12 protein-coding genes are annotated in these 20888 nt (G+C 65.0%); 5 read left to right on the top strand and 7 right to left on the bottom strand.

What is annotated here, in order from left to right:
- Positions 1–45: 45 nt before the first annotated feature.
- From AC1DN0_RS29600 to waaA, 3 genes are read left to right on the top strand one after another with little or no spacing between them, the layout of a single operon-like run.
- Positions 46–1431 (top strand): phosphomannomutase/phosphoglucomutase, encoded by a 1386-nt coding sequence (locus tag AC1DN0_RS29600; protein WP_477111253.1) that lies wholly within the window; start codon positions 46–48, stop codon positions 1429–1431.
- A gap of 49 nt (positions 1432–1480) precedes the next feature.
- On the top strand, positions 1481–2521 hold the full coding sequence (waaC, locus tag AC1DN0_RS29595; RefSeq protein WP_441624901.1) for a lipopolysaccharide heptosyltransferase I: 1041 nt from the start codon (positions 1481–1483) through the stop codon (positions 2519–2521).
- Positions 2521–3840 (top strand): lipid IV(A) 3-deoxy-D-manno-octulosonic acid transferase, encoded by a 1320-nt coding sequence (waaA, locus tag AC1DN0_RS29590; RefSeq protein WP_477111252.1) that lies wholly within the window; start codon positions 2521–2523, stop codon positions 3838–3840. The genes waaC and waaA overlap by 1 nt, the downstream gene beginning before the upstream one ends.
- An 18-nt stretch (positions 3841–3858) precedes the next feature.
- On the opposite strand, the gene AC1DN0_RS29585 is transcribed toward waaA, so the two are convergent.
- The 7 genes from AC1DN0_RS29585 to AC1DN0_RS29555 are packed head-to-tail and all read right to left on the bottom strand — an operon-like array spanning position 3859 to position 17923.
- Positions 3859–4539 carry an N-acetyltransferase family protein gene (locus tag AC1DN0_RS29585; RefSeq protein ID WP_477111251.1) on the bottom strand — a complete coding sequence of 227 codons (681 nt, stop codon included), beginning with the start codon at positions 4537–4539 and terminating at the stop codon, positions 3859–3861.
- Positions 4536–5864: an aminotransferase class I/II-fold pyridoxal phosphate-dependent enzyme gene (locus tag AC1DN0_RS29580; RefSeq protein WP_477111250.1), complete on the bottom strand. Its 1329-nt coding sequence runs from the start codon at positions 5862–5864 to the stop codon at positions 4536–4538. The genes AC1DN0_RS29585 and AC1DN0_RS29580 overlap by 4 nt, the downstream gene beginning before the upstream one ends.
- Before the next feature lie 17 nt (positions 5865–5881).
- The gene (locus AC1DN0_RS29575) at positions 5882–6778 is read right to left on the bottom strand and encodes a UDP-3-O-acyl N-acetylglycosamine deacetylase (RefSeq protein WP_477111249.1); all 897 of its coding nucleotides are present in this window, start codon (positions 6776–6778) and stop codon (positions 5882–5884) included.
- Positions 6775–14361: an SDR family NAD(P)-dependent oxidoreductase gene (locus AC1DN0_RS29570; RefSeq protein ID WP_477111248.1), complete on the bottom strand. Its 7587-nt coding sequence runs from the start codon at positions 14359–14361 to the stop codon at positions 6775–6777. The genes AC1DN0_RS29575 and AC1DN0_RS29570 overlap by 4 nt, the downstream gene beginning before the upstream one ends.
- Positions 14362–14419: 58 nt before the next feature.
- Complete coding sequence (locus AC1DN0_RS29565) at positions 14420–15931, bottom strand: LTA synthase family protein (RefSeq protein WP_477146212.1); 1512 nt, start codon at positions 15929–15931, stop codon at positions 14420–14422.
- A 5-nt stretch (positions 15932–15936) separates the two neighbouring features.
- Entirely contained in the window at positions 15937–16722 is a 786-nt protein-coding gene (locus AC1DN0_RS29560) for an SDR family NAD(P)-dependent oxidoreductase (RefSeq protein WP_477111246.1), read from the bottom strand.
- Positions 16715–17923, bottom strand: coding sequence for a capsule biosynthesis protein (locus AC1DN0_RS29555; RefSeq protein WP_477111245.1), 1209 nt, complete (start codon positions 17921–17923; stop codon positions 16715–16717). The genes AC1DN0_RS29560 and AC1DN0_RS29555 overlap by 8 nt, the downstream gene beginning before the upstream one ends.
- A gap of 391 nt (positions 17924–18314) precedes the next feature.
- Between AC1DN0_RS29555 and AC1DN0_RS29550 the strand changes: the two genes are divergently transcribed.
- Together AC1DN0_RS29550 and AC1DN0_RS29545 are read left to right on the top strand one after the other, a co-directional pair.
- Entirely contained in the window at positions 18315–19469 is a 1155-nt protein-coding gene (locus AC1DN0_RS29550) for a KpsE/RkpR family capsule polysaccharide export protein (RefSeq protein ID WP_477146211.1), read from the top strand.
- Positions 19470–19538: 69 nt separating this feature from the next.
- Positions 19539–20870: an IS4 family transposase gene (locus tag AC1DN0_RS29545; protein WP_477104802.1), complete on the top strand. Its 1332-nt coding sequence runs from the start codon at positions 19539–19541 to the stop codon at positions 20868–20870.
- Positions 20871–20888 lie beyond the last annotated feature (18 nt).

The following is a 20888-nucleotide window of genomic DNA, read 5'->3' as shown; positions in this document are numbered from 1 at the left end:
GCCGGCAAAGTCGATCGGTTCAACCGCAAATATTCAGGATGACCCATGCAAATTGATCCTTCCATTTTCAAGGCCTACGATATCCGCGGCATCGTCGGCAAGACCCTGACGCGCGACGTGGCGCGCGCGATTGGCCTGTCCTTTGGCACGGCCGCCGCCGAGCAAGGCGAGCGCGCAGTGGTAGTGGGGCGCGACGGACGCCTGTCGGGCCCGGACCTGCTGGGCGGGCTGGTCGAAGGCCTGCGCGCCGCTGGCATGGATGTGATCGATCTTGGCATGGTTGCTACGCCGATGGTCTATTTCGGCACCAACGTCGACCTGGCGGGGCGCCGAGCCACTTCCGGCATCATGGTGACGGGCAGCCACAATCCGCCCGACTACAACGGCTTCAAGATGGTGCTGGCCGGCAAGGCGATCTACGGCGAGCAGATCCAGGCGCTGCGCCAGCGGATCGAGGCCGGCCAGTTCGCCAGCGGTGCCGGCGGCTGCCAGCAGGTCGACATCCGCCAGCAGTACCTGGACCGCATCGTCGGCGACGTCAAGCTGGCGCGCCCGATGAAGATCGCGCTCGATGCCGGCAATGGTGTGGCGGGTGCCTTTGTCGGCGACCTGTTCCGCGCGCTGGGCTGCGAGGTGACGGAGCTGTTCTGCGAGGTGGACGGCAACTTCCCCAACCACCATCCCGATCCCGCCCATGTGGAAAACCTGCAGGACCTGATGCGCTGCCTGAAGGACACCGACTGCGAACTGGGCCTGGCTTTCGACGGCGACGGCGATCGCCTGGGCGTGGTGACCAAGGACGGACAGGTGATCTTTCCCGACCGCCAGTTGATGCTGTTTGCCGAGGAGATCCTGTCGCGCAATCCCGGCCAGCAGATCATCTATGACGTCAAGTGCACCGGCAAGCTGGCGCCATGGATCCGCCAGCACGGCGGCGAGCCGCTGATGTGGAAGACCGGCCATTCGCTGGTCAAGGCCAAGCTCAAGGAAACCGGCGCGCCGCTGGCCGGCGAGATGAGTGGCCACGTATTCTTCAAGGATCGCTGGTACGGTTTCGACGATGGCCTGTACACGGGCGCGCGCCTGCTGGAGATCCTGTCGAAGCACGCCGACCCGAGCGCATTGCTCAATGCCTTGCCGAACTCCCACTGCACGCCCGAGCTGCAGCTCAAGTGCGCCGAGGGCGAAGCCTTCACGTTGCTCGACAAGATCCGCGCCAATGCGAAGTTCGATGGCGCGCGCGAGGTCATCACCATCGACGGCGTGCGCGTGGAATACGCCGATGGCTTTGGCCTGGCACGTCCGTCCAACACCACCCCGGTGGTGGTGATGCGTTTCGAGGCCGACAACGACGCTGCGCTGGCACGCATCCAGGCCGAGTTCAAACGCGTGATCCTGGCGGAAAAGCCGGACGCGCAACTCCCGTTCTGAGCGGATGCCGTTGAATGGGCCCCAGGAGGGCAAATCGGGAAAATGGGGCATGCCGGGCCAATCCTTGACGCAGGATGCGCTGCCTGCGCGACCGCGCATCCTGGTGGTCAAGGTCTCGTCGCTGGGTGACGTGGTGCATAACATGCCGTTGATCCACGACCTGCGCGCGCGCTGGCCGGACTGCGAGATCGACTGGGTGGTCGAAGAAGGCTACGTCGATCTCGTGCGCTTGCTGCCGGAAGTGCGGCGGGTGATCCCGTTCGCCTTGCGCCGCTGGCGCAAGCGCTTCTACCAGGCCGCTACCTGGCGGGAGATCGGTGCGTTCAGGCGGGCTCTGCGCGAGGATGCCTACGACGCCGTGATCGAGACCCAGGGCTTGCTCAAGACCGCCGTGGTGGCCCGCGTGGCAAGCCGCCGCGCCGGTGCGCCGGTGATCGGGCTGGCCAATGCCACCCAGGGCTCCGGCTATGAGCCGGCCGCGCGGCTCTTCTATACCGATTCGGTGACGGTGCCGCGCCAGACCCATTCGGTACGGCGCTCGCGCCTGTTGGGCGCGGCCCTGACGGGACTCGCTCCGCCGGAGCCGCCGCGGTTTTTCGGTTCCGGCGCACGCACGTTGCATGTCGGCGATCCGCTATGGGCCGGCCTGCCGGCGCGTTACGCGGTGTGTTTCCACGCCACTGCGGGCGCGAAGAAGAAGTGGCCGCTGGCCAGCTGGCACGAGCTCGGCCGGCGGCTGGCTGACGAAGGCCAGACCATGCTGCTGCCCTGGGGCAACGAAGCGGAGCGCCGCGCGGCGCAAGAGATCGCCGCCGGCGTGCCGCAGGCGCAGGTGCTGCCACGTTTCTCCGTCATGCAGGGATTCGGCCTGATCAACCGCGCGGAAGTGGTGATCGGGGTCGATACGGGCCTGGTCCACATCGCCGCGGCGCTGTGCCGGCCGACCGTGGAGATCTATACCGCCACCTGGCGCTGGAAGACCGAAGGGTACTGGTCCGATTGCATCGCCAATGTGGGCGACGACGGCGTGGTGCCGACGGTCGATGAAGTCCACGCCGCCGCGCGGCGTGTGCGCGGGCAGGGGATCTGATGCTGCGCGTCTTGTATAACCTGCTATGGCTGCTGGCGCTGCCAGTGGCGCTGCTGCGCCTGGTGTGGCGCGCGCGCAAGGAGCCCGGCTATGTGCAGCACGTGGGCGAGCGTCTTGGCGCCTACGGCAAGCTGCCGGCCGCCGGGCCCTGGCTGTGGGTCCACGCGGTGTCGGTGGGCGAGACCCGCGCCGCGCAGCCGCTGATCGACGCGCTGCTGGCGCACTATCCGTCCCATCGCATCCTGCTCACGCATATGACGCCCACCGGGCGCCAGACCGGCGCCCAGTTGTATGGCGGGCAGCCGCGCGTGATGCAATGCTATCTGCCCTATGACTTGCCCTGGCTGGTGCGGCGTTTCTTGCGATATTTCCGTCCAGTGGCGGGCATGCTGATGGAAACCGAGGTGTGGCCCAGCCTTGTGCGAGGCGCCCGCGTGGCGGGCGTGCCGCTGTTGCTGGTCAATGCCAGGCTGTCGCCGCGCAGCTTCCGCCGCACTGCGCGCTTTGGGCGGGCCGCAACGGCGATGTATCGCGACTTCACGGCGGTGCTGGCGCAGACCCAGGGGGATGCCGAACGCTTTCGTGCCCTGGGTTTGCCTTCGGTGCAGGTAACCGGCAACCTCAAGTTCGATATGCGGCCGCCAGAGGATGGCTTGCGCCGTGGCCGCGTGTTGCGCCAGGGATTCGGCGCGCGCGCCGTGTTCGCTGCCACCAGCACCCGCGAAGGCGAGGAGGCGCTCTTGCTCGAGGCGTTCGCGCACTGGCAGGCGCTGGCGGCGGGCGTCCACGGCGCTGTGCCGCGCCCGGTCTTGCTGCTGGTGCCCCGCCATCCGCAGCGGTTCGACGAAGTCGCTGGGCTGGTGACGCGTGCTGGCTTCTCCGTGCAGCGCCGTAGTGCGCTCGGCGATGCCGCCGCATGGGAGCAATCGGGACTGCCGGAGCCGGTAACGGCGGATGTGTTGCTGGGTGATTCGATGGGGGAGATGGCGCTGTATTTTGCCGCAGCGGATATCGCTTTTATCGGCGGCAGCCTGCTGCCCCTGGGCGGCCAGAACCTGATCGAAGCCTGTGCCGCCGGTACGGCGGTGCTGATCGGGCCGCATACCTTCAACTTTGCGCAGGCCACCGAGGACGCGATTGCCGCGGGCGCCTGCGAGCGCGTGGCGGATGCGGATGCGCTGATGCGCTCGGCAGCAGCGGTGCTGGGCGATGCGCCGCGCCTGGCGGCCATGCGGGATCATGCGCGGGCATTCTCGGTGCTGCATCGGGGGGCTACGGCGCGGACCGTGGCGGCGCTGGCGCAAGTGCTGCCGGCCTGACCCCTGGCCACTGACTCGTTATGCGGCGTTTGCCTTGGTTGGCGACGGCTGAAACTGCATCCTGGCGGCCCGCAGCGCCGGCGGCAGCCTGCCGGCCCGCTCCGGCGGCGCATCCATTGCGACGAAGCCCAGTTTGCGGTAAAGCGCGGCGGCCCGCGCATTGCTGCCCAGCACGTCGAGGACGAGCGCTTGTCCCGGACCAGCCGGTAGCAAGCCGGCGCGCATCGTCTCGGCAAACAGCGCCTGGAAGATGCCCTGGCCGCGCATGTCGGCACGCGTGGCGCAATGCGCGAGGAGCGTCTGCCGGCGCTTGGGGGCCGGAATTTCCCGTTCCAGGATGAGGCCGCGACCGATGATGCCGCCGGTTCGCCGGGCACCGAAGACACGCAGGAAATCCAGCGCAACACGCGGACCGTCGAGCAGGTTGGTCCGGCCATCCTGGATCCCCAGCACCGCGACCGGTTCGTTCCCGAGCGCCGCCACGCGATGGCGGCGCCAGGAGAACCGCCCGTTATCCGCTGCGATTACCTTCCGCAGGAAGCTTTCGCGCTCTTCCCGCGTACCGCCAAGCAGATAGGAAAATTCAAGCCCCCCCGATGCGAGCACCAGCGGCGCCAGCGCCGTCGCGTCGTGCGCGGTGGCCGGGCGGCACACCATCGCCGCCAGCAGCGATTTGCGCGGCTCGCCAGTCCGGTTCATTTGCGCGACAGGCGGGCAACAACGTCGACGGCAGTGCGAATCTGCTCCGGCATGTGCGTGGAACAGATAAAGAAGCGCAGCCGGGCGGCCTTCTCTTCCACCGCCGGATAGAAAATCGGCTGGGTGTTGATGCCTTCGTCGAACAGCGCGTTTGCCCATTGCGCCGCCTTCATCGAACTCCCAGTGATGACAGGGATCACCGAGTAGCCGGCGCTGGTCCCGGTGTTCAGGCCAGCCTTGCGTGCAAGCTCCAGGAACAATTGCCCCCGCTCGCGCAGGGTGGCGACCCGTTCCGGCTCTTCTAGCATTCTTTGCAACGCGGTGAGCGATGCCGCCGCCAGCATGGGTGCGATGCCCACGCTATACAAGAAGCCGGGCGCCAAGTGCCGCAGGATATCCGTCAACGCCTGTTCGCCCGCGATAAACCCGCCGCACCCCGCCAGCGTCTTGCTGAAGGTGCCCATCCAGATATCCACGTCGCGCCCCGCCACGCCGTAGTGCTCGCGAATACCTTTGCCGTTGGCGCCCAGCACGCCCAGCGAATGCGCTTCATCCACCATCAGGAAGGCCGCATGCCGGCGCTTGATGTCGATAAAGCGCTTCAGCTCCGGCAGGTCCCCGTCCATGCTGTAGAGGCCTTCCACCGCGATCAGTACGCGCCGGTACTGGCGGCGCACGCGCGTAAGCAGTTCATCCAACGCTTTCCAGTCGTTATGCGGAAAGCTCAGCCGCTTGGCGCCGCTGAGCTGCGCGCCCTGGACAATACTGTTGTGCGCGAGCGCATCGTGGAGAATCAGGTCCGACGGCCCGAACAGCGAGCCAATGACCGTGACATTGGTGGCGTGGCCGCTGACAAACGCGACGCAGTCATCCACTTCATACAGCCCGGCCAGCGCATGCTCCAGTTCGCGCTGCACCGGGCGCTCGCCGGCGACCATGCGGCTGGCGGAAGCGGAGGTGCCGTACTGGTCGACGGCAGCCTTTGCGCTTGCCGACACTGCCGGATCGCCGGCCAGGCCGAGGTAGTTGTAGTTGGCAAAGTTGATATAGCTTTTACCGCCAATCTGCGTGGTGGCGCCGGCCACGCCTTCGTGCACCCGGAAGAAGGGCGACTCGATCCGCAGCTGCTCGCTCATCTGGCGCCCGATCGCGACCTGTTGGTAGGCGGGCAGCGTGTCGAACCGGCATAGCTGGGCCAGTTCGGAAGGCGCGGCCGGCTTGGCCATGGCCGCCGGGACCGCCTCGATCTCCCCGGTCACCCGTTCAAGCTGGCGCTGCAGCGCCTTCGCGGCGAGCTGTTGCCTCAGGTTGTCGCCCAATCCCATACGTAATCCTTGTTCAATCAGATGGCCGGTCCGGCCCATTCCCACGCATCGGGTTGCGCGAGCAGTGCCGAACACAGGCGATAGTTCATTTCATGGCTGGGGCGCAGGGCGGTCACGCGTGCCAGCAAAGGCGCACCCAGCAACGCCAGGTCGCCGACCAGGTCCAGCGCGCGATGGCGCACGAACTCCGCGGGCAGGCGCATGCCGCCAATGACGGAGCCGCCGACGATGGTCGCCGTGCACGATGGCCGCGCGCCGCGCAGGATCGGCCTGCCGCGCAGGTAGCCGAAGGCGATCGTGGGGATCGCCCATTTCAGGCGGCCGTACGAGCGCGAGGGCGCGATCTCGCTGCGGAAGCTGGCCGGGTTGATCTCGCCTTGCCAGGACAACACGCCGAAGCCCTTGAGATCGTTGGTGACGTGCAGCTCATAGCGCTCGGCCGGCTCGATGACCAGTTGGCGCATCTCGTCGTCGGCGACCGCCAAGCGGCGCAGCACCCGCAGGAACCGCTTGGGCTCCGACAGGGCGGTGCGGCCGCACGCTTGTATGGCCTCCACCCAGGGCAAGGCGCTGCCATCGAGTATCGGCACCTCTTCGGCATCGAGTTCCACCATGGCATGATCGATCTCGCAGGCCAGCAACGCGGCCAGCAGATGTTCAACGGTACGCACGCGCAGGCCATTGCCGGCCTCCAGCGCGGTGCATAGCGGCTGCGCCAGCCGCAGGCCGGGCGATGCGGGCAACTCAGCCAGGACTTGGCCGTCCAGCACGCGCCGGAAGACGATGCCATGGCCCGAACCGGCCGGCCGTATCCGTATATGGACACGCCGCCCGGTGTGCAGGCCGTGACCCGCCAGCACCAAGTCCTGGGCCAACGTTCCCTGGTTTGCATGCCAGCCCCAAACGCCGTTCATTGACGCGTCGGAGTAGCGGACACGTTGGGTTCGACTTTGTCGGCCAGCACGCGGATGTCCTCGGGATTTATGTCGAGCGCATGCCGCGCGATCATCGCTTCGATCTGCTGCTGCGTCTCGGACGGTGCGTCTTCCTCAGCGGCCGCACTGTCCGTGCGGATCGAATCGACGATCTTCTGCGCCAGCGAGCGCACCGTGGCACCATCCGCCAGCAGCATCACCGACAGCTTGACCTTGAAGGACTCCTCCACGGCCATGCCCAGCTCCATCCCCATCAGCGAATCCATGCCCAGATCGACCACCGAGCGGTCGATATCGACCTTTTTGGCCGACAGGTGGAGGATGCGCGCGATCTGCGCCTGCATGGTCTCGATCACCAGTTGCAGGGCCTGGGCTGGCGGCAGCGCGCGCACCTCGCCACCCAGGCTGGCGCCTGCCGTGCGCTGCGCGTCCTGGCCCTCGCTGCCCTGCATTTCCACGTAGCGCAGCGAGCGTGCGGCGGGCATCACCCGCGCCACGGCCTGCCAGTCGAGCCAGAGCACGGCTTCGCCGGCACGGTTTGCCAGCAGGGCCTGCTCCAGCGCCGCCATGGCTTCGGCCGAAGTGATCGAGCGCCCGCCGATGCGCACCTGCAGCGCCTCACGCGTTTGCGCATTGCGTGCCAGGAAGCCAACATCCTCCAGCGGTCCCCAGGCCATGAAGCAGCCTGGCAGTCCGTTGGAGCGGCGCAGGTAGACCAGCGATTCCAGGAAGGTATTGGCGGCCACGTAGCTCGACTGGCCGGGGCTGCCGAGTAAGGTGGTAGCCGACGAGTAGACGACGAAGAAGTCCAGCGCGCGCCCTTGCGTGGCGCGATGCAGGTTCCACGCGCCAGCCACCTTGGGTGCCAGCACGCTGCCGAAGCGTTCGTCGTCGAGATTGGCGATAAGGCCGTCGGCGATGGTCATGGCCGAATGCACCACGCCCTTGAGCGGGGTTCCGCTGCGTTCGATCTGCTCCACCAGCGCGGCAACGGCAGCGCCATCCGTCAGGTCGCACGAATTCACGGTGACGACGACGCCCAATTCCTCATGCCACTGCTGTGCCTGCACGGCGAGCTCTTCGGACAAGGCGCCGCCGCGGCTCGCCAGCACCACGTGCCGGGCACCCTTTGCCACCAGCCAGCGCGCCGTGGCAAAGCCAAGGCCGCCCGTGCCGCCCGCCACCAGGTAGGCCGCTCGCGGGTCCAGCGCCAAATGCGTCGGCTTCGGGATTTGCGGTGCCGGGGCGCCGGTCGGGAAGGTGATCACGATTTTGCCGATCTGGCGTGCCTGCTGCATGTAGCGGAAGGCTTCTTCCACGCGATGCGCGGGGAACGTGCGATACGGCAGCGGATCGAGCGCGCCGCTGGCCAGCAGCTCCATGACCTCGGCGAAGATGCGAGCGGTCAGCCCCGGCTGCGCATGCATCAGCTGGTCCGCATCGATGCCGAAATAGCTGATGTTGTTACGGAAGGGGCGCAGGCCGATCCGGCTGTTCTCGTAGAAGTCGCGCTTGCCCAGTTCCAGGAAGCGGCCGAACGGGCGCAGCACATCGATGCTGCGCACCATCGCTTCGCCGGCCAGCGAATTGAGCACAATGTCCACGCCCTGGCCGCCGGTGCAATGCAGGATGTCGTCGGCGAACGCCAGGCTGCGCGAATCGAACACATGGTCGGCACCCAGCAGCCGCACAAACTCGCGCTTCTCGTTGGTGCTCGCGGTGGCGAACACTTCCGCGCCAAGATGGCGGGCCAACTGGATGGCCGCAATACCGACGCCGCCCGCAGCGCCGTGTACCAATACCCGCTCGCCCTTGCGCAGCCGCGCTAGCTCGCACAGCGCGTAGAACGCCGTGAAGAACGTGGTGGGGATCGTCGCGGCTTCCTCGAAGCTCAGCCGTTCGGGTTTGAGCGCCACGGCGCCAGAGCGCGTGCGCACGCGGCTGGCGAAGCAGGCCGGTGCGAAGCCCAGCACGGCGTCGCCCGGCTGGAAGCCCTGCACATCCTTGCCGACGCGCGTTATGCGGCCCGAGAGCTCCATGCCGATGGTCGGTCCTGCAAAGCCGTTCTCCACAGCCTCGTCGGATAGCAAGCCCATGGCGTACATCACGTCACGGAAATTGAGGCCGGTCGCGGCGGGTTCGATCTCCACCTCGTCCGCGTCAAGCTCGCGGTCGGCCAGGGAGAACCATTGCAGGTGGCGCAGCGAACCCGGCGACGCGAAGGCGAGCACACTGTGCTGACTTTGCCGGTCCGAGCCGGCGCCTTGCTCGCGCAGCTCGACGGTCGAGGCCGGCAGCATGCGCGGCACGAAACGACCCGTGCGCGTGAGCAGCACTTCTTCCTCGCGTTCGTCCGACAGCAGTTCGTGAACCAGCCGGGACGCCGGTCGCTCGCAGGCGGGATCGATATCGATCAGGTGGCTGGACAGCTCGGCGTACTCGTTCATCAGGACGCGGCCAAGCCCCCATAGCGTCGCCTGCTCCGGCCTGAAGGCGGATGGCTGCGCGCCGGGAACTGCCAGCGGCGCACCACCACGGCTCACTACCCACAGGCGCACCGGCGAAGCCGCGTTGGCGAGCCCGCGCACCAGTTGCGCCAGCGCAATCGAGGTGCTCTGCTGCGCATGCATCATGTCGGTGCCGCTGGCCTCCACGTCCAGGCCGTCGATGTCGGCCGCGAGGAAGACCACGTGGCACGACATGGGCGCGGCAGTGAGGGACGGGTGGGCGAGCAGCGCCTGCACCGAATCGAGCACGGCGACCTCGCCATGCGGGGCGTGTCCCTGCAACGTATCGGCCACGGCGGCCATCAGCCGGCCGTGCGCAGCCGGATTTACCAGCAGCCAGCTGGCCGCCGGTGCTTCCGGCTGGCTTGCGGCGGCGGCATCCATGCCGCGGCGCGCGACCAGGAACGCCGGCGTGCCTTCGATCTCCAGTTCCGCTTCCGTGTGCCGGGCAGGGACGTCGAAACCATGTTCCTGCAGCAATGCTGCGATGGCATTGGCCGGTAGCAGTTCCCCGCGGCCCAGCTTCCACCATTCGGCAGACAGCCCGAATACGATGTCCGTGAAGCGGCTCGGCTGGCTCTCGGCGACGATCAGCAGCGCGCCGGGCGTCATCCATTCGCGAGCGGCCTGGATCAGCCGCTCCGGATGCGCGCTTGCGCGCAGCAGGTTGTTGATGATCAGGACGTCATATTTGCCGGAGCGCCCGGGTTCGGCCGCGAGCGTGGGCGCTTCGCCCAATTCGATCTGGACGGTGCGGATCAGCGGATGCTCGGTCGCATCGAACGCGCCAAGCTGTTCCGCACTGCCGGCAATGGCATAGTCGCAGCGCGATTGCAGATGCGAGCCAAACGGCTGGAACAGGTTGGTGCCGGGGGCGATCACTTCGAGCACGCGCAAGGGGCGTTGCTCGTTCCACGCCGCGACCGCGCTGTCCAGGCAGGCGCTGGCCAGCCCGTTGACGTGGTTCCAGGTGGGCGAGGCCTCGTAGAGGTGGTCCACCAGGCTGCTGCGCCCGTTCGGCAGCACGGCCTGGGGGCTGAGCTTGCCGCCGAGCAACGCCGGCAGCGCGGCGCCGCAATGCGCCAGCAGTGTGAGTTCAGCGACATGGCCCGGCGAGGCGGAGACCAGGCTGCGCCAGAGATCCTCAATGGCAGGCAGCGTCTCGTCGCCGCGCACCAGTAGACCGTCGCGCATGCCCAGCACGCCGTCTTCCAACAGCATGCCGACCAGCCGCTCGAACAACGCCGGATTGGCGCTTGCCGGCAGCTGCGGTTGCCCCAGCACTTCCAGCGCCTCGACCGCGCGCAAGGCATAAGCCGCCGCCAGCACGTCGAGCAGCGGCATGACCTCGGTCAGGTGGGTGCGGCGGTGGGCAGCGTCTTCGTGCGCCACCAACGCGGCGGTGGCCGACGCGATCAGCGTCTCAGGCGAGGGCAGGGCGGCCGCGCTGAGGTTGGCGGCATAGGGCCTGGCTTCGGCGACAAACGCGAAGCGGCTCGGCGTCACCTGGCGCCGCGCTTGCAGGTCGACCCGCCGGAAGCGGCATGCGCCCACGCGCATGATGATCTGGTCGAACTCATCCAGGTAAGTAAAGGACGCCACCAGCGAATGCGGGCTGCGGCGCTCGATGCGCGCCACCACGCGGCGCACGCGCTCCCCTCCGCCGTAGTAGTCGATACGGCCCATCTGTACCGGCACATAGGCGGCGTCGGCTGCCACGTCTTCCTCGTTCGCCGCCGCGCCCATCAAGGCGAGCAACGGATGGAATCCGCCGTCGATGGCGGCAGGGTGCATCGCATAGGCAGACAGCGCGCCTTGCAGCACATCAGGCTGCGCTAGTTCCGCGATTGCCGTATCGCCGGCAATCCGCACGGACTTCACCCACTTGAATGCAGGGCCGAAGTTCAGCCCGATCTCGGCAGCCTTGCTGTAAAGCTGATCGCCATTGATCGCATATGCGGTCTCAAGCGCCGCCAGTTCCCCGGCATCGAGGGCTTCGCTGGGTACCGAGGCAGGGCCGCCGGGCAGCAGCCGCCCAACCACGCCGATGGTCCACGGATCGGTGCTCATGCGCGGGCGGGTCTCGATGACGAAGCCGCCCGTGCGTGCATCCACGGTAAAACGGAACAGCTTGCCCTGCTGCGGCTGGAACACCACGGGCGAGCGAATCTCCAGGTTCTCCACGGCAGAGGACTCGGTGCCGAAATGCAGGCCCGCGGCGGCCAGCGCCATTTCCGCATAGCCAGCGCCGGGGAAGATGACATCGCCATCCACTACGTGGTCGGCCAGCAGCGGCAGCTTGACCGGGTCGACCTGGTTTTCCCAGGCCACGGCGCTGTCTTTCAGGCGGTAGCCCAGCAGCGGGTGTTCGCGGCGCCGGTTGACCAGGTCATAGCCCTCGGCGGTGGGGGCGAGCCAGTGCCGGCTGCGCTGCCACGGATAGGTCGGTAGCACCAGGTCCGGATCGGCTGGGGGATAAGCCTTGTCCGCATCGAGGCTGGCGCCTTGCGCCAGCGCTGCGCAGAACGCGTGCTGCAACTGAGCGGCGCTGTCGTGATTGCGCTTGAGCGTGGGCAGGGCGTGGCCGCTCGCCTTGGCGTGCCCGAGGGTTTGTACAATATAGTTGCGCAAGATCGAGTGCGGGCCGATCTCAAGGAAAACGCGCACGCCCGCATCCACCAGGTGGCGCGCGGCCGCCTCGAATTGAACTGGTTCGCGGATATTGCGCCACCAGTATTGCGCGTCGAGCGCCGTGCCGGGCAGTTGCGCGCCAGCTACCGTCGAAATGAATGGCGTGTGCGCCTCCTGCGGCTGCAGGTCGGCCAGTTTCGTCAGCACCGGATCGCGGATCGGATCCATGCACTTGCTATGGAATGCGTAGTCGAGATCCAACGCCTGGAAGAACTTTCCACTGTCGGCCAGATGCTCCAGCATGGTGGCAATGGCCTGGGGCGAACCGGCCACGGTGACGGCTTCGGGGCTGTTGATGCCCGCCACCTCCAGCTCCTCGCCAAGTCCGAGGCGGTCGATGACTTGTTGCGCGGCTTCCGCGCTAACGCCGACTGCAGCCATCTTGCCGGTGCCCGCCGTCGTGGCCTGCGCACGGCTGCGCTCCTTGATCACATGCACGGCTTGCGCCAGCGTCAGCGCACCGGACGCCCAGGCCGCAGCCACTTCGCCCACGCTGTGGCCAAAGCATGCGTCGTATCGCAAGCCGCGTGCCTGCAGCGAGCGCACCACGCCAACTTGTAGCGCAAACAGCAAAGGCTGCGCGTTCTCCGTACCTTCGAGCCAGGTGGCCGTGGCGCCTGCGCGCATCACGCCGGCCAGCGAGTCGCTGCCATCCGCTTGCCACAGGACATCGATTTCGTCCATGGTTTCGCGGAAAACGGCATCCTCGACCAGCATCCGCTGGCCCATGCCCGCCCACTGTGAACCATTGCCGGAGAAGACCAGCGCAAGCTTGCTCTCCGCGCCGGTCGGCACTTCGCCGGTGGTGACGCCCGGCGCGCTCTCGCCGCGTGCCAGCAGGTCTAGCGATGCCATGCCCGCCTCCTGGCTGGCGGGCGTGATTACTGCCCGGTGGTTCAGCCATTGGCGCTTGCGCGCGGCAGCGCTGGCCAGCGCCTCCCACGACGCGCCAGCCTCCAGGCGCGCGTGATACTGGCCCGCCAGGGCGCACAGCGCATCGGGGCTGCGCGCGCTAAAGACCAGGGCCGAAGGTGCCGCCGCGGGCGCCGCCTTCGCCACGGCGTCGTGCCGGGTTTCGGCCTCGCCCAGCAGCACGTGGGCGTTGGTACCGCCAAAGCCGAAGGAATTCACGCCCATCAGCAGCGGCTTGCCGCCCGTGTCGAGCGGCAGATACTGGTCGACCACGCGCAAGCCGCCGCCGGCAAAGTCGATATTCGGGTTCGGGTTCTTGAAATGGACCGTAGGCGGCACTGCCTTGTGCTTCAGGCACAGCACCGCCTTCAGCAGCCCGGCCATGCCGGAAGCAGTCTCAAGGTGACCGACATTGGTCTTGGCCGAGCCGATCAGCAAGGGCTGGTCCGGTGCGCGGCGTTTGCCGAGCACATCCGTCAAGGCACGCGCTTCGATGGGGTCGCCCACCGCAGTGCCGGTGCCGTGCGCCTCCACATAGGCGATATCCAGCGGATCGACGCCCGCACGGGCATAGACATCCTCAAGCAACGCGGCTTGCGTGGCCGCGCCAGGCACATTGATGCCGCCTTGCGAGTGCCCATCCGAGTTCACGCCGGACGAGACGATGACCGCATGGACGGTATCGCCATCGGCCTGAGCCTTGTCGAGTGGCTTGAGCAGCACCAGGGCACCGCCCTCGGAACGCACATAGCCGTCGCCGGCAGCATCGAAAGCCAGGCAGCGCCCGGTGGGCGACAGCATCGACGCCTTCGCGAAACTGACGAACGGGAATGGGTGCAGCAGCAGGTTGACGCCACCGGCCAGCGCCGAATCGGCTTCGCCAGCATGAATGGCATTGCAGGCCTGGTGCAGTGCGACCAGCGACGACGAGCATGCCGTATCGATCGACATGCTGGGGCCGCGCAGGTCGAACAGGTAGGAAATCCGGTTCGAAGCGATGCTCAGCGTATTGCCGGTCGCGGAGTAGGCGTCGGCTACGCTCAGGTCATCCACGCTGCGATCGCCGTAGTCTTTGCTAGCCACGCCGATAAAGACGGCGCAATTAGTGCCCGCCATCTCGGCAGGCCGCTGGCCGGCATTCTCGAACGCTTCCCAGGCGAGTTCCAGCAGCAAGCGTTGCTGCGGGTCCATTTGCCTGGCCTCGCGCGGCGAAATGCCGAAGAAATCGGCATCGAAGCCCGCAATGTCGCCAAGCACGCCGGCAGAGAACGTATAGCTCTTGCCCGGCTCGCGTTTTGCCGGATGCAGATAGAAATCGGTGCCAAAGCGGTCGGCAGGCACTTCAGTGACGGCATCGGTTTCATTGACCAGCAGGTTCCAGAACTCTTCCGGATTGCGAACACCCCCGGGAAACCTGCACGACATTCCCACAATAGCGATTGCTTTTTTCATCTTATTCTGACTCGGCGCTGCTAATCTTAAATTCACTGAATTTCAACTTCTTTGTCCTTCATGCAGGCACGCCGGCCTGCACCGGCTGCCCGATCGCGTTGAGCAAATGCCGCCCCAGCTCCGCGACATCCAGTTCTTTTTGCAGCGATTGCGCTTCACCGTAGTTGCGCCAGATAAAGTAATCGCTACGGGTTTGCATGGCGCCCAGATTGCTGTAAACCTTCGGCAGGGCAGGCACATGGTCACCGTAGAAACACAGAATGGCCTTGCGTTTGCGGTTTGCCAGGTAGTCCGTCAGACGGCCGATCATCGCATCGGCGTTGGCCAGATGCCGCAAATAGGCGGTCAGGTCATCCCACGGCGCACCATCGCCCAGCGAGTGATAACGAGCACCTTCGCCGGCCTCCACCCTTTCAAGGTGGAGTGGCCCGTGGTTCTCCATCGTCATCGCGAAGACAAACGCCGGTTTGTCACCGGCGGACTCCAGTTCCGTAATGATAGCGTCTGCGACCGCGGCATCCGCCACATAAGGTCCGGCGCGCCGGGCGCCGTCGAAATGCCGGATATCCAGGAATCGCTCAAAATGCATTAGCGGGAACACGCGATCGCGGCCGAAGAAGTCCGCGAAATAAGGGTGGATCGCCGACGTGCGATAGGCCGCACGCCGGAACCATCCCGCCAGCGAGGCGCACGGGCGGCGGATAAATGCATAGGGATAGAAGCGCGCATAACCCAGTTCCGCCTCGGGCACGCCCGACAGCATGGCGAACTCCGTGCGCATCGTATTAGCGCCCCATGCCGGCACCCGCAACTCGCCGTACCGGCAAGCGGCCCGGCAAGCGGCGTCGAAATTAGCGAGGATGGCCGGGCGCACGGCAGTTCCCAGGCGGCGGGCATCGAAGAACGATTCGCTCTGGATCACGATTACGTCTGGCCGCACTGCCGGCGCCACGGTCCGGGAGAACGGCCCCGCCGTCAAGGCCGCCCGCAGGCCGCGCGCGGTTCGGGGCCGCAAGCCGTTCAGCAGATATGCCACGAACACCGCAATAAAGCCATGGTGGAGCTGGTCGTCGGACGGCACCAGCGTGAGCGGCAAGCGTGCGGCGAGCACAATGGCAATTGCCAGCGCACCCACGCCGAAAGCCGCCAGTTCCGCATACGTTACGGCGTCGAGTCGGCCGGAGGCGAGGAACGCCCCGACGAACAGCGCCGCCCCGACCGCGATGGCCAGTACCTGCGTCACGCTAAGGAAGGGGAGATACAGGCGGGGATGTCGGAACAACTGGCCAAAAAGGCTCAGGTCGGTGAAAACGAAAGGCTCGCGCAATGACGCATWTTTGGCATTGTTGACAATAGCCATTAATGCCGCCAGCGAAAACGCCACTAGCCCGGCAAATGCCGGGCGAGCCGAGATCGCCAGCGTTAGCGTGAAGGTCACGACTAACGCCATCGCATGGATGGCCAGGGCCGCCGCCGGGCGCCGCCATGGCGCGCGCGGGTAGGGCACGGCGATGGCGTCCGGCAGGAAGGAAGCGGCAAGCGCCGCAAAGAAACAAAGCAAAGGCGGCATGTCGGCTAATGCTCCTCCCGCGGAAGATAGGACAGCCGATCCAGGATCGCATCGGCAATCCGCGGCGGCAGCAGCGGGAGCAATCCTATGCCGAAAGCCAGCAAACCGGGGAAAGCAATCTCCGGCCTGTTAGCGGCGAGGCCCGCGCGGATATGGCGCGCCGCTTTTTCAGCGGACCAGAGGAAAGGCTTGTCGCCCGGGAAGACATCGCTCATTGTGGTCTTGACGAAACCGGGGAACACCAGCGACAGATTCACGCCATCTCGTGCCAGCAGCGGGCGGACCGACTCGCCGTATGCCTTAATTGCAGATTTGCTGGCGCAGTATGCGGGGGAGATCGCCATGCCGCGGATTGCGGCCAGGGAGCTGATCATGGCTACCTGGCCACGGCGGCGCTGGCGCATGCGGCCCACGATCGGCAAAACCGTATGCATGGCACCGTAGAAATTTGTGTCGAAAACGTCGCGCGTGCGGGTCAGATCTTCCCAATCCCGGGCTGAGGACAAGGTGCTGGCAACGCCGGCATTGGCGATCAGCAGGTCGATGGGGTGTGCGTCATCGAATTCGTGGAGCCATTGCGACATGGCGGCGGCATCGCGTACATCCAACGCCGCGCTCACCACGGTGGCTCCCGCTGCGCGGCATTGCCCGACGCAGGTAGCAAGGCGGGACGCGTTGCGGCCAATCAGGCCCAGCGTGATGCCCGGGGCGGCATAGGCGAGCGCCATGGCGAGCCCGATGCCAGCGCTGGCGCCGGTGATGACAATATGGCGCGGCACTGCTTTAGCCATGCGCGGTAGCCTCCAGCCGCTTCACCACGCCAGCAGTGGCCATCGCGATGCCGGTGCGGGAATAGAAGTCGCCGTTGATTTGCGTGTGGTGCAGCAGGTAATGCAGGAAGGCCTGGTACAAATTCATGTCAGGACCTTCTGCCTCCAGCCAGAACCTGTCCAACTCACCCTGCCAAGTCATGCCCGCCATGTCATAGATGGCCGTGCCCAGCGTCATTAGCGGGCGGCGATGGTGCAGGGCTGACAATCCCACCGTGCTATTGACCAGTACGACGCCGCGGGCATGGTCGAGCAGCGTGGGTAGGTGGCCCGCGTCGATGAAATCAAAGCGGTCCACCATGTCCAGCGTCTGTGCCAGATGGCGAGAAAATTTGCGATAGTCGATCAGGCCAGTGTCGAGCGGATGGTTCTTGATCAGAAGCCTGGCGTTGCCCGGGGCGTGGCTGGCGAACGAAGTCATGACTTGCTCGATTGCCTGCCGTACGCCCTCGAACGGGGAATGCACCTGGATCTGGGAATCCGAGTTGAGTTGCAGTGGAAATACATAATACGGCCGTTTCGAGCCCAGAAGCCGCTCGGTTATCTCGTGCGCCTCGGTTTTATGGCGCCGTTGCAGCAGCAAGCGGGTCGCCAAGCCCGCGTACTCTCGAAAGCCATTGTGCGGGCGATGGCTGCGGTAGTGCGGGAAGTGTCTCGCGTGCACTACATTGGCGGCGCGGTAGCGGATGTCGTGGAACGCGCGTTCGTAGAGGTTGTAGCCGGTGCTCTGCCCGGGGGGGCTGGGCGGCGTCACGCTGCGGTGGCCGAGGTACCAGTCGGGATCGCGAGGGAGGCGGGAGCGGCCGTTGACGCCATGTTGTTCGAGGGTGAGCCAGTGGGGACGGACGTAGCCTTCTTCGAAGACGTGGATTTTCACGCCCAACTGGTCTGCCGTGCCGTATGCAGCCTGGTGAATTTTCCGACAATCACCAAAAAGCAAAATATCACTAAAATTGCCACACCTGATGGTGTACTCGTACCAATCCGGCAACGATTGTAATGTGTCGGAAAAGTTGCAGGCGACCCCTCTGCCCGAGTATGCGAGGTCACCGCCGCAGAAGTTAACCCGCTGCACCTGATGACCGCGTTCGCGAAGCGCCGCGGACAAGTGGCTGAAGAATGGAGATGCCGTGCCTTGCAGGGCTAGAAAGGAGCGTCGCATCGAAGTTATGAGGGGCTGCAGGCCGGGGTTTGCGACACGGCAGGCACCGGATCTGTCAAATCTGGCGAGATCGCTATGCCACGTCCAAGGATATCGGAGAAGGTTTGAAGGATACCGCAGCGGTTTGGGTTTTGTAAGGAACTGCTTAGCTGATGTTGCAGTTGGGATCCGATTGAAGTGGGCTCGGCAGCCGCACGGATGAAGAGTCGCTATATAATCGGCAGCCATAACCTGGCTTGGTTGCGGGGCGTAGCCGGAAGGCCGATTCCTGCAGATCTGTCCTGTAGAACACAGCACTGGAAACACCCCATTTCTTCGAATTGTCCTGTATCGAGGGCAATTTTGAGTCTGTCGAGCGAGGAAGAATTGCGCGATACCGGCTCGTATAGCTTTGGAAAACACGTTGGATACGGTAATCAAGAACGAAACGGTGCCGCGGGCGACCGGAAGCAAGAGCAGTCTGTGGCAGCGTCTGAAGCGCGTCAATCGACTTTTCCTGTGCACCGTCGTGGTGCCCACCGTCCTGGCGACAGTATACTTTGGCGTCATCGCGTCCGATGTTTACGTCTCAGAATCACGCTTCGTGGTGCGCAGCCCCCAACGGCAAAGCCAGACCAGCGCGCTTGGCGCTCTCCTGCAGGGAACAGGTTTCTCCCGGGCTCAGGATGACACCTATGCGGTGCTCGACTACATGGGATCGCGCGATGCCCTTGGCGAATTGAATCGCGACAACTACATTATTGATGCCTTTGGTAATCATGGTGATTTCCTGAGCCGCTTCCACCGTCAGTTGGACGATAGCTTCGAAGCGCTGTGGAAGTATTACACCAAGCATGTGGTATCCATCGAGTTCGATTCCACCTCGTCGATTACCACGCTGCAGGTGCGCGCCTTCTCGGCCAAGGACTCCATCAGAATCAATGGCTCGCTGCTGGACCTGAGCGAGCGGCTGATCAACCGCATGAATGAGCGTGCCGCTAAGGACATGGTGCAGTTTGCACGGGGCGAAGTGGATGCCGCAGCCGCCAAGGCCAAGGACGCAGCCGCTGCACTGGCCACGTACCGCAAATCCTACACAGTGTTTGATCCGGACCGGCAGTCCGCGCTGCAGTTGCAACAGGTAGCGAACCTCCAGACGCAGCTATTCAATGCGCAGGCCCAACTGATACAGCTGCAATCGATCGCTCCGCAGAATCCGCAGGTTTCGGTGCTGAAGACGAATATCGCGGCGCTGACGAAGCAGATTCAGGAGGCAACGGGTGGTGTTGCCGGCGGCAGGGGGTCACTTTCGGACAAGGCTGCAAGCTACGCTCGCTTGCAACTCGATGCGCAGTTTGCGGAAAAGCAGCTGGCATCAACGATGACCGCTTTGGAAAATGCACGGGCCGAGGCGCAGCGGAAGCAGCTTTACCTCGAACGGCTGGTACAACCGAACGAGCCCGACGTCGCGGTAGAGCCGAAGCGGTTAAAGTCAATCCTAATTGTGCTCCATCTCCTTATACAAAAGTCCAGCGTCCTGACCGGGCGCAGTGCGACCAGAATTTGATGGGACTTGGGCGGGAGGGGTTGTAAACTCGTGCGGATTCGCGTTTACTCCTGGCTTTTTTGAGCGCGAATGAACAACGAGTCGGGGGCATGGGTGGACGAAGAATTTGAGGCGCTGGATCTTGGCGATCCAAGGCGGGACCGACGGGCGAAGGGGCTGCTGAAGCGACTGGCTGCGAGGCCGACTGCGAGCATTCCTGGCGCATGCGAAGACTGGGCAGAGACCATCGCTGCCTATCGATTTCTCGGCAACGAGGAAGTCGAGTGGACAGACATGATGCAGCCGCATTGGGAGCGCACGGCAGGGCGGGCGCGGCAATTCCCGGTGGTGCTGTGCATTGCAGACACAACCGAGTTGAATTTTAACGGCCAGGAGATCGATGGGCTCGGGCCCTTGAGCTACGAAGCGCAGAGGGGGATGTATCTGCATCCGACCTACGCTGTGACGCCGGATCGGGAACCACTCGGTGTGATCGACGCCTGGATGTGGGCCCGGGAGCCGCTGGATGCAAACGGGCAGCGGGTTGGTATTACAGAGAGCGTACGGTGGACTGAAAGCTACGAACGCGTTGCAGAACAGGCCGCGATGTTGCCTGAGACTCGCCTGGTCTACGTGGCGGATCGGGAAGGCGATATCGCTGCGATGATGGAGCGTGCTAATGAGCTCGGCAATCCTGCAGACTGGCTGATACGTTCCCAACACAACCGCAGCCTTGGTGAGGCAGGCAAGCTGTGGGACACGGTAGACGCCAGCGAAGCTCTGGGAGAGATCGGCTTCATCCTGCCGGGGCGCGCAGGCCAAAAGGCGCGCGAGGTCAAGCAGGAGTTACGTGCGCAACGCGTGAAGCTGCCGGGTAAGACGGGGCCAGCCGTCACCTGCATAGTGGCCCAGGAGATCGGCGCTCCGGCAGGCGTTACCCCTGTCGTGTGGCGACTGCTGACCAACCGGGAGGCTCAAGATACAGATGCCGTCGTCGAGCTGATCGATTGGTATCGAGCCCGGTGGGAGATTGAGATGTTCTTCAATGTCCTGAAGAACGGGTGCAAGGTGGAAGCTTTACAGTTATCCCACATGGACCGCGTGGAACGGGCCCTGGTGTTTTACATGGTGGTGGCGTGGCGCATTGCCCGACTGATGCGTTTGGGCAGAACCTGCCCTGACCTGGACGCGTCGCTATTCTTTGATGCCGATGAGATACGAGGCGCGTATCTACTCGCGAAGAAGGCGCGCCCAAAGACGCCCGTCACGCTCAATCAAATGATCCGCTTGATCGCGTCACTGGGTGGTTTCCTGGGCCGCAAGAGTGATGGCGAGCCCGGCGCCAAAACGATCTGGATCGGCATGCAGCGAACCATGGATGCTGCGTTCATGATCCTGGCGCTACGGGCTGAGGACTCATGACTTCTGTATAAGGAGATG

This window comes from Cupriavidus sp. 05N39 (genome assembly GCF_056397325.1).
This window is presented reverse-complemented; position numbering and strand designations above follow the sequence as displayed.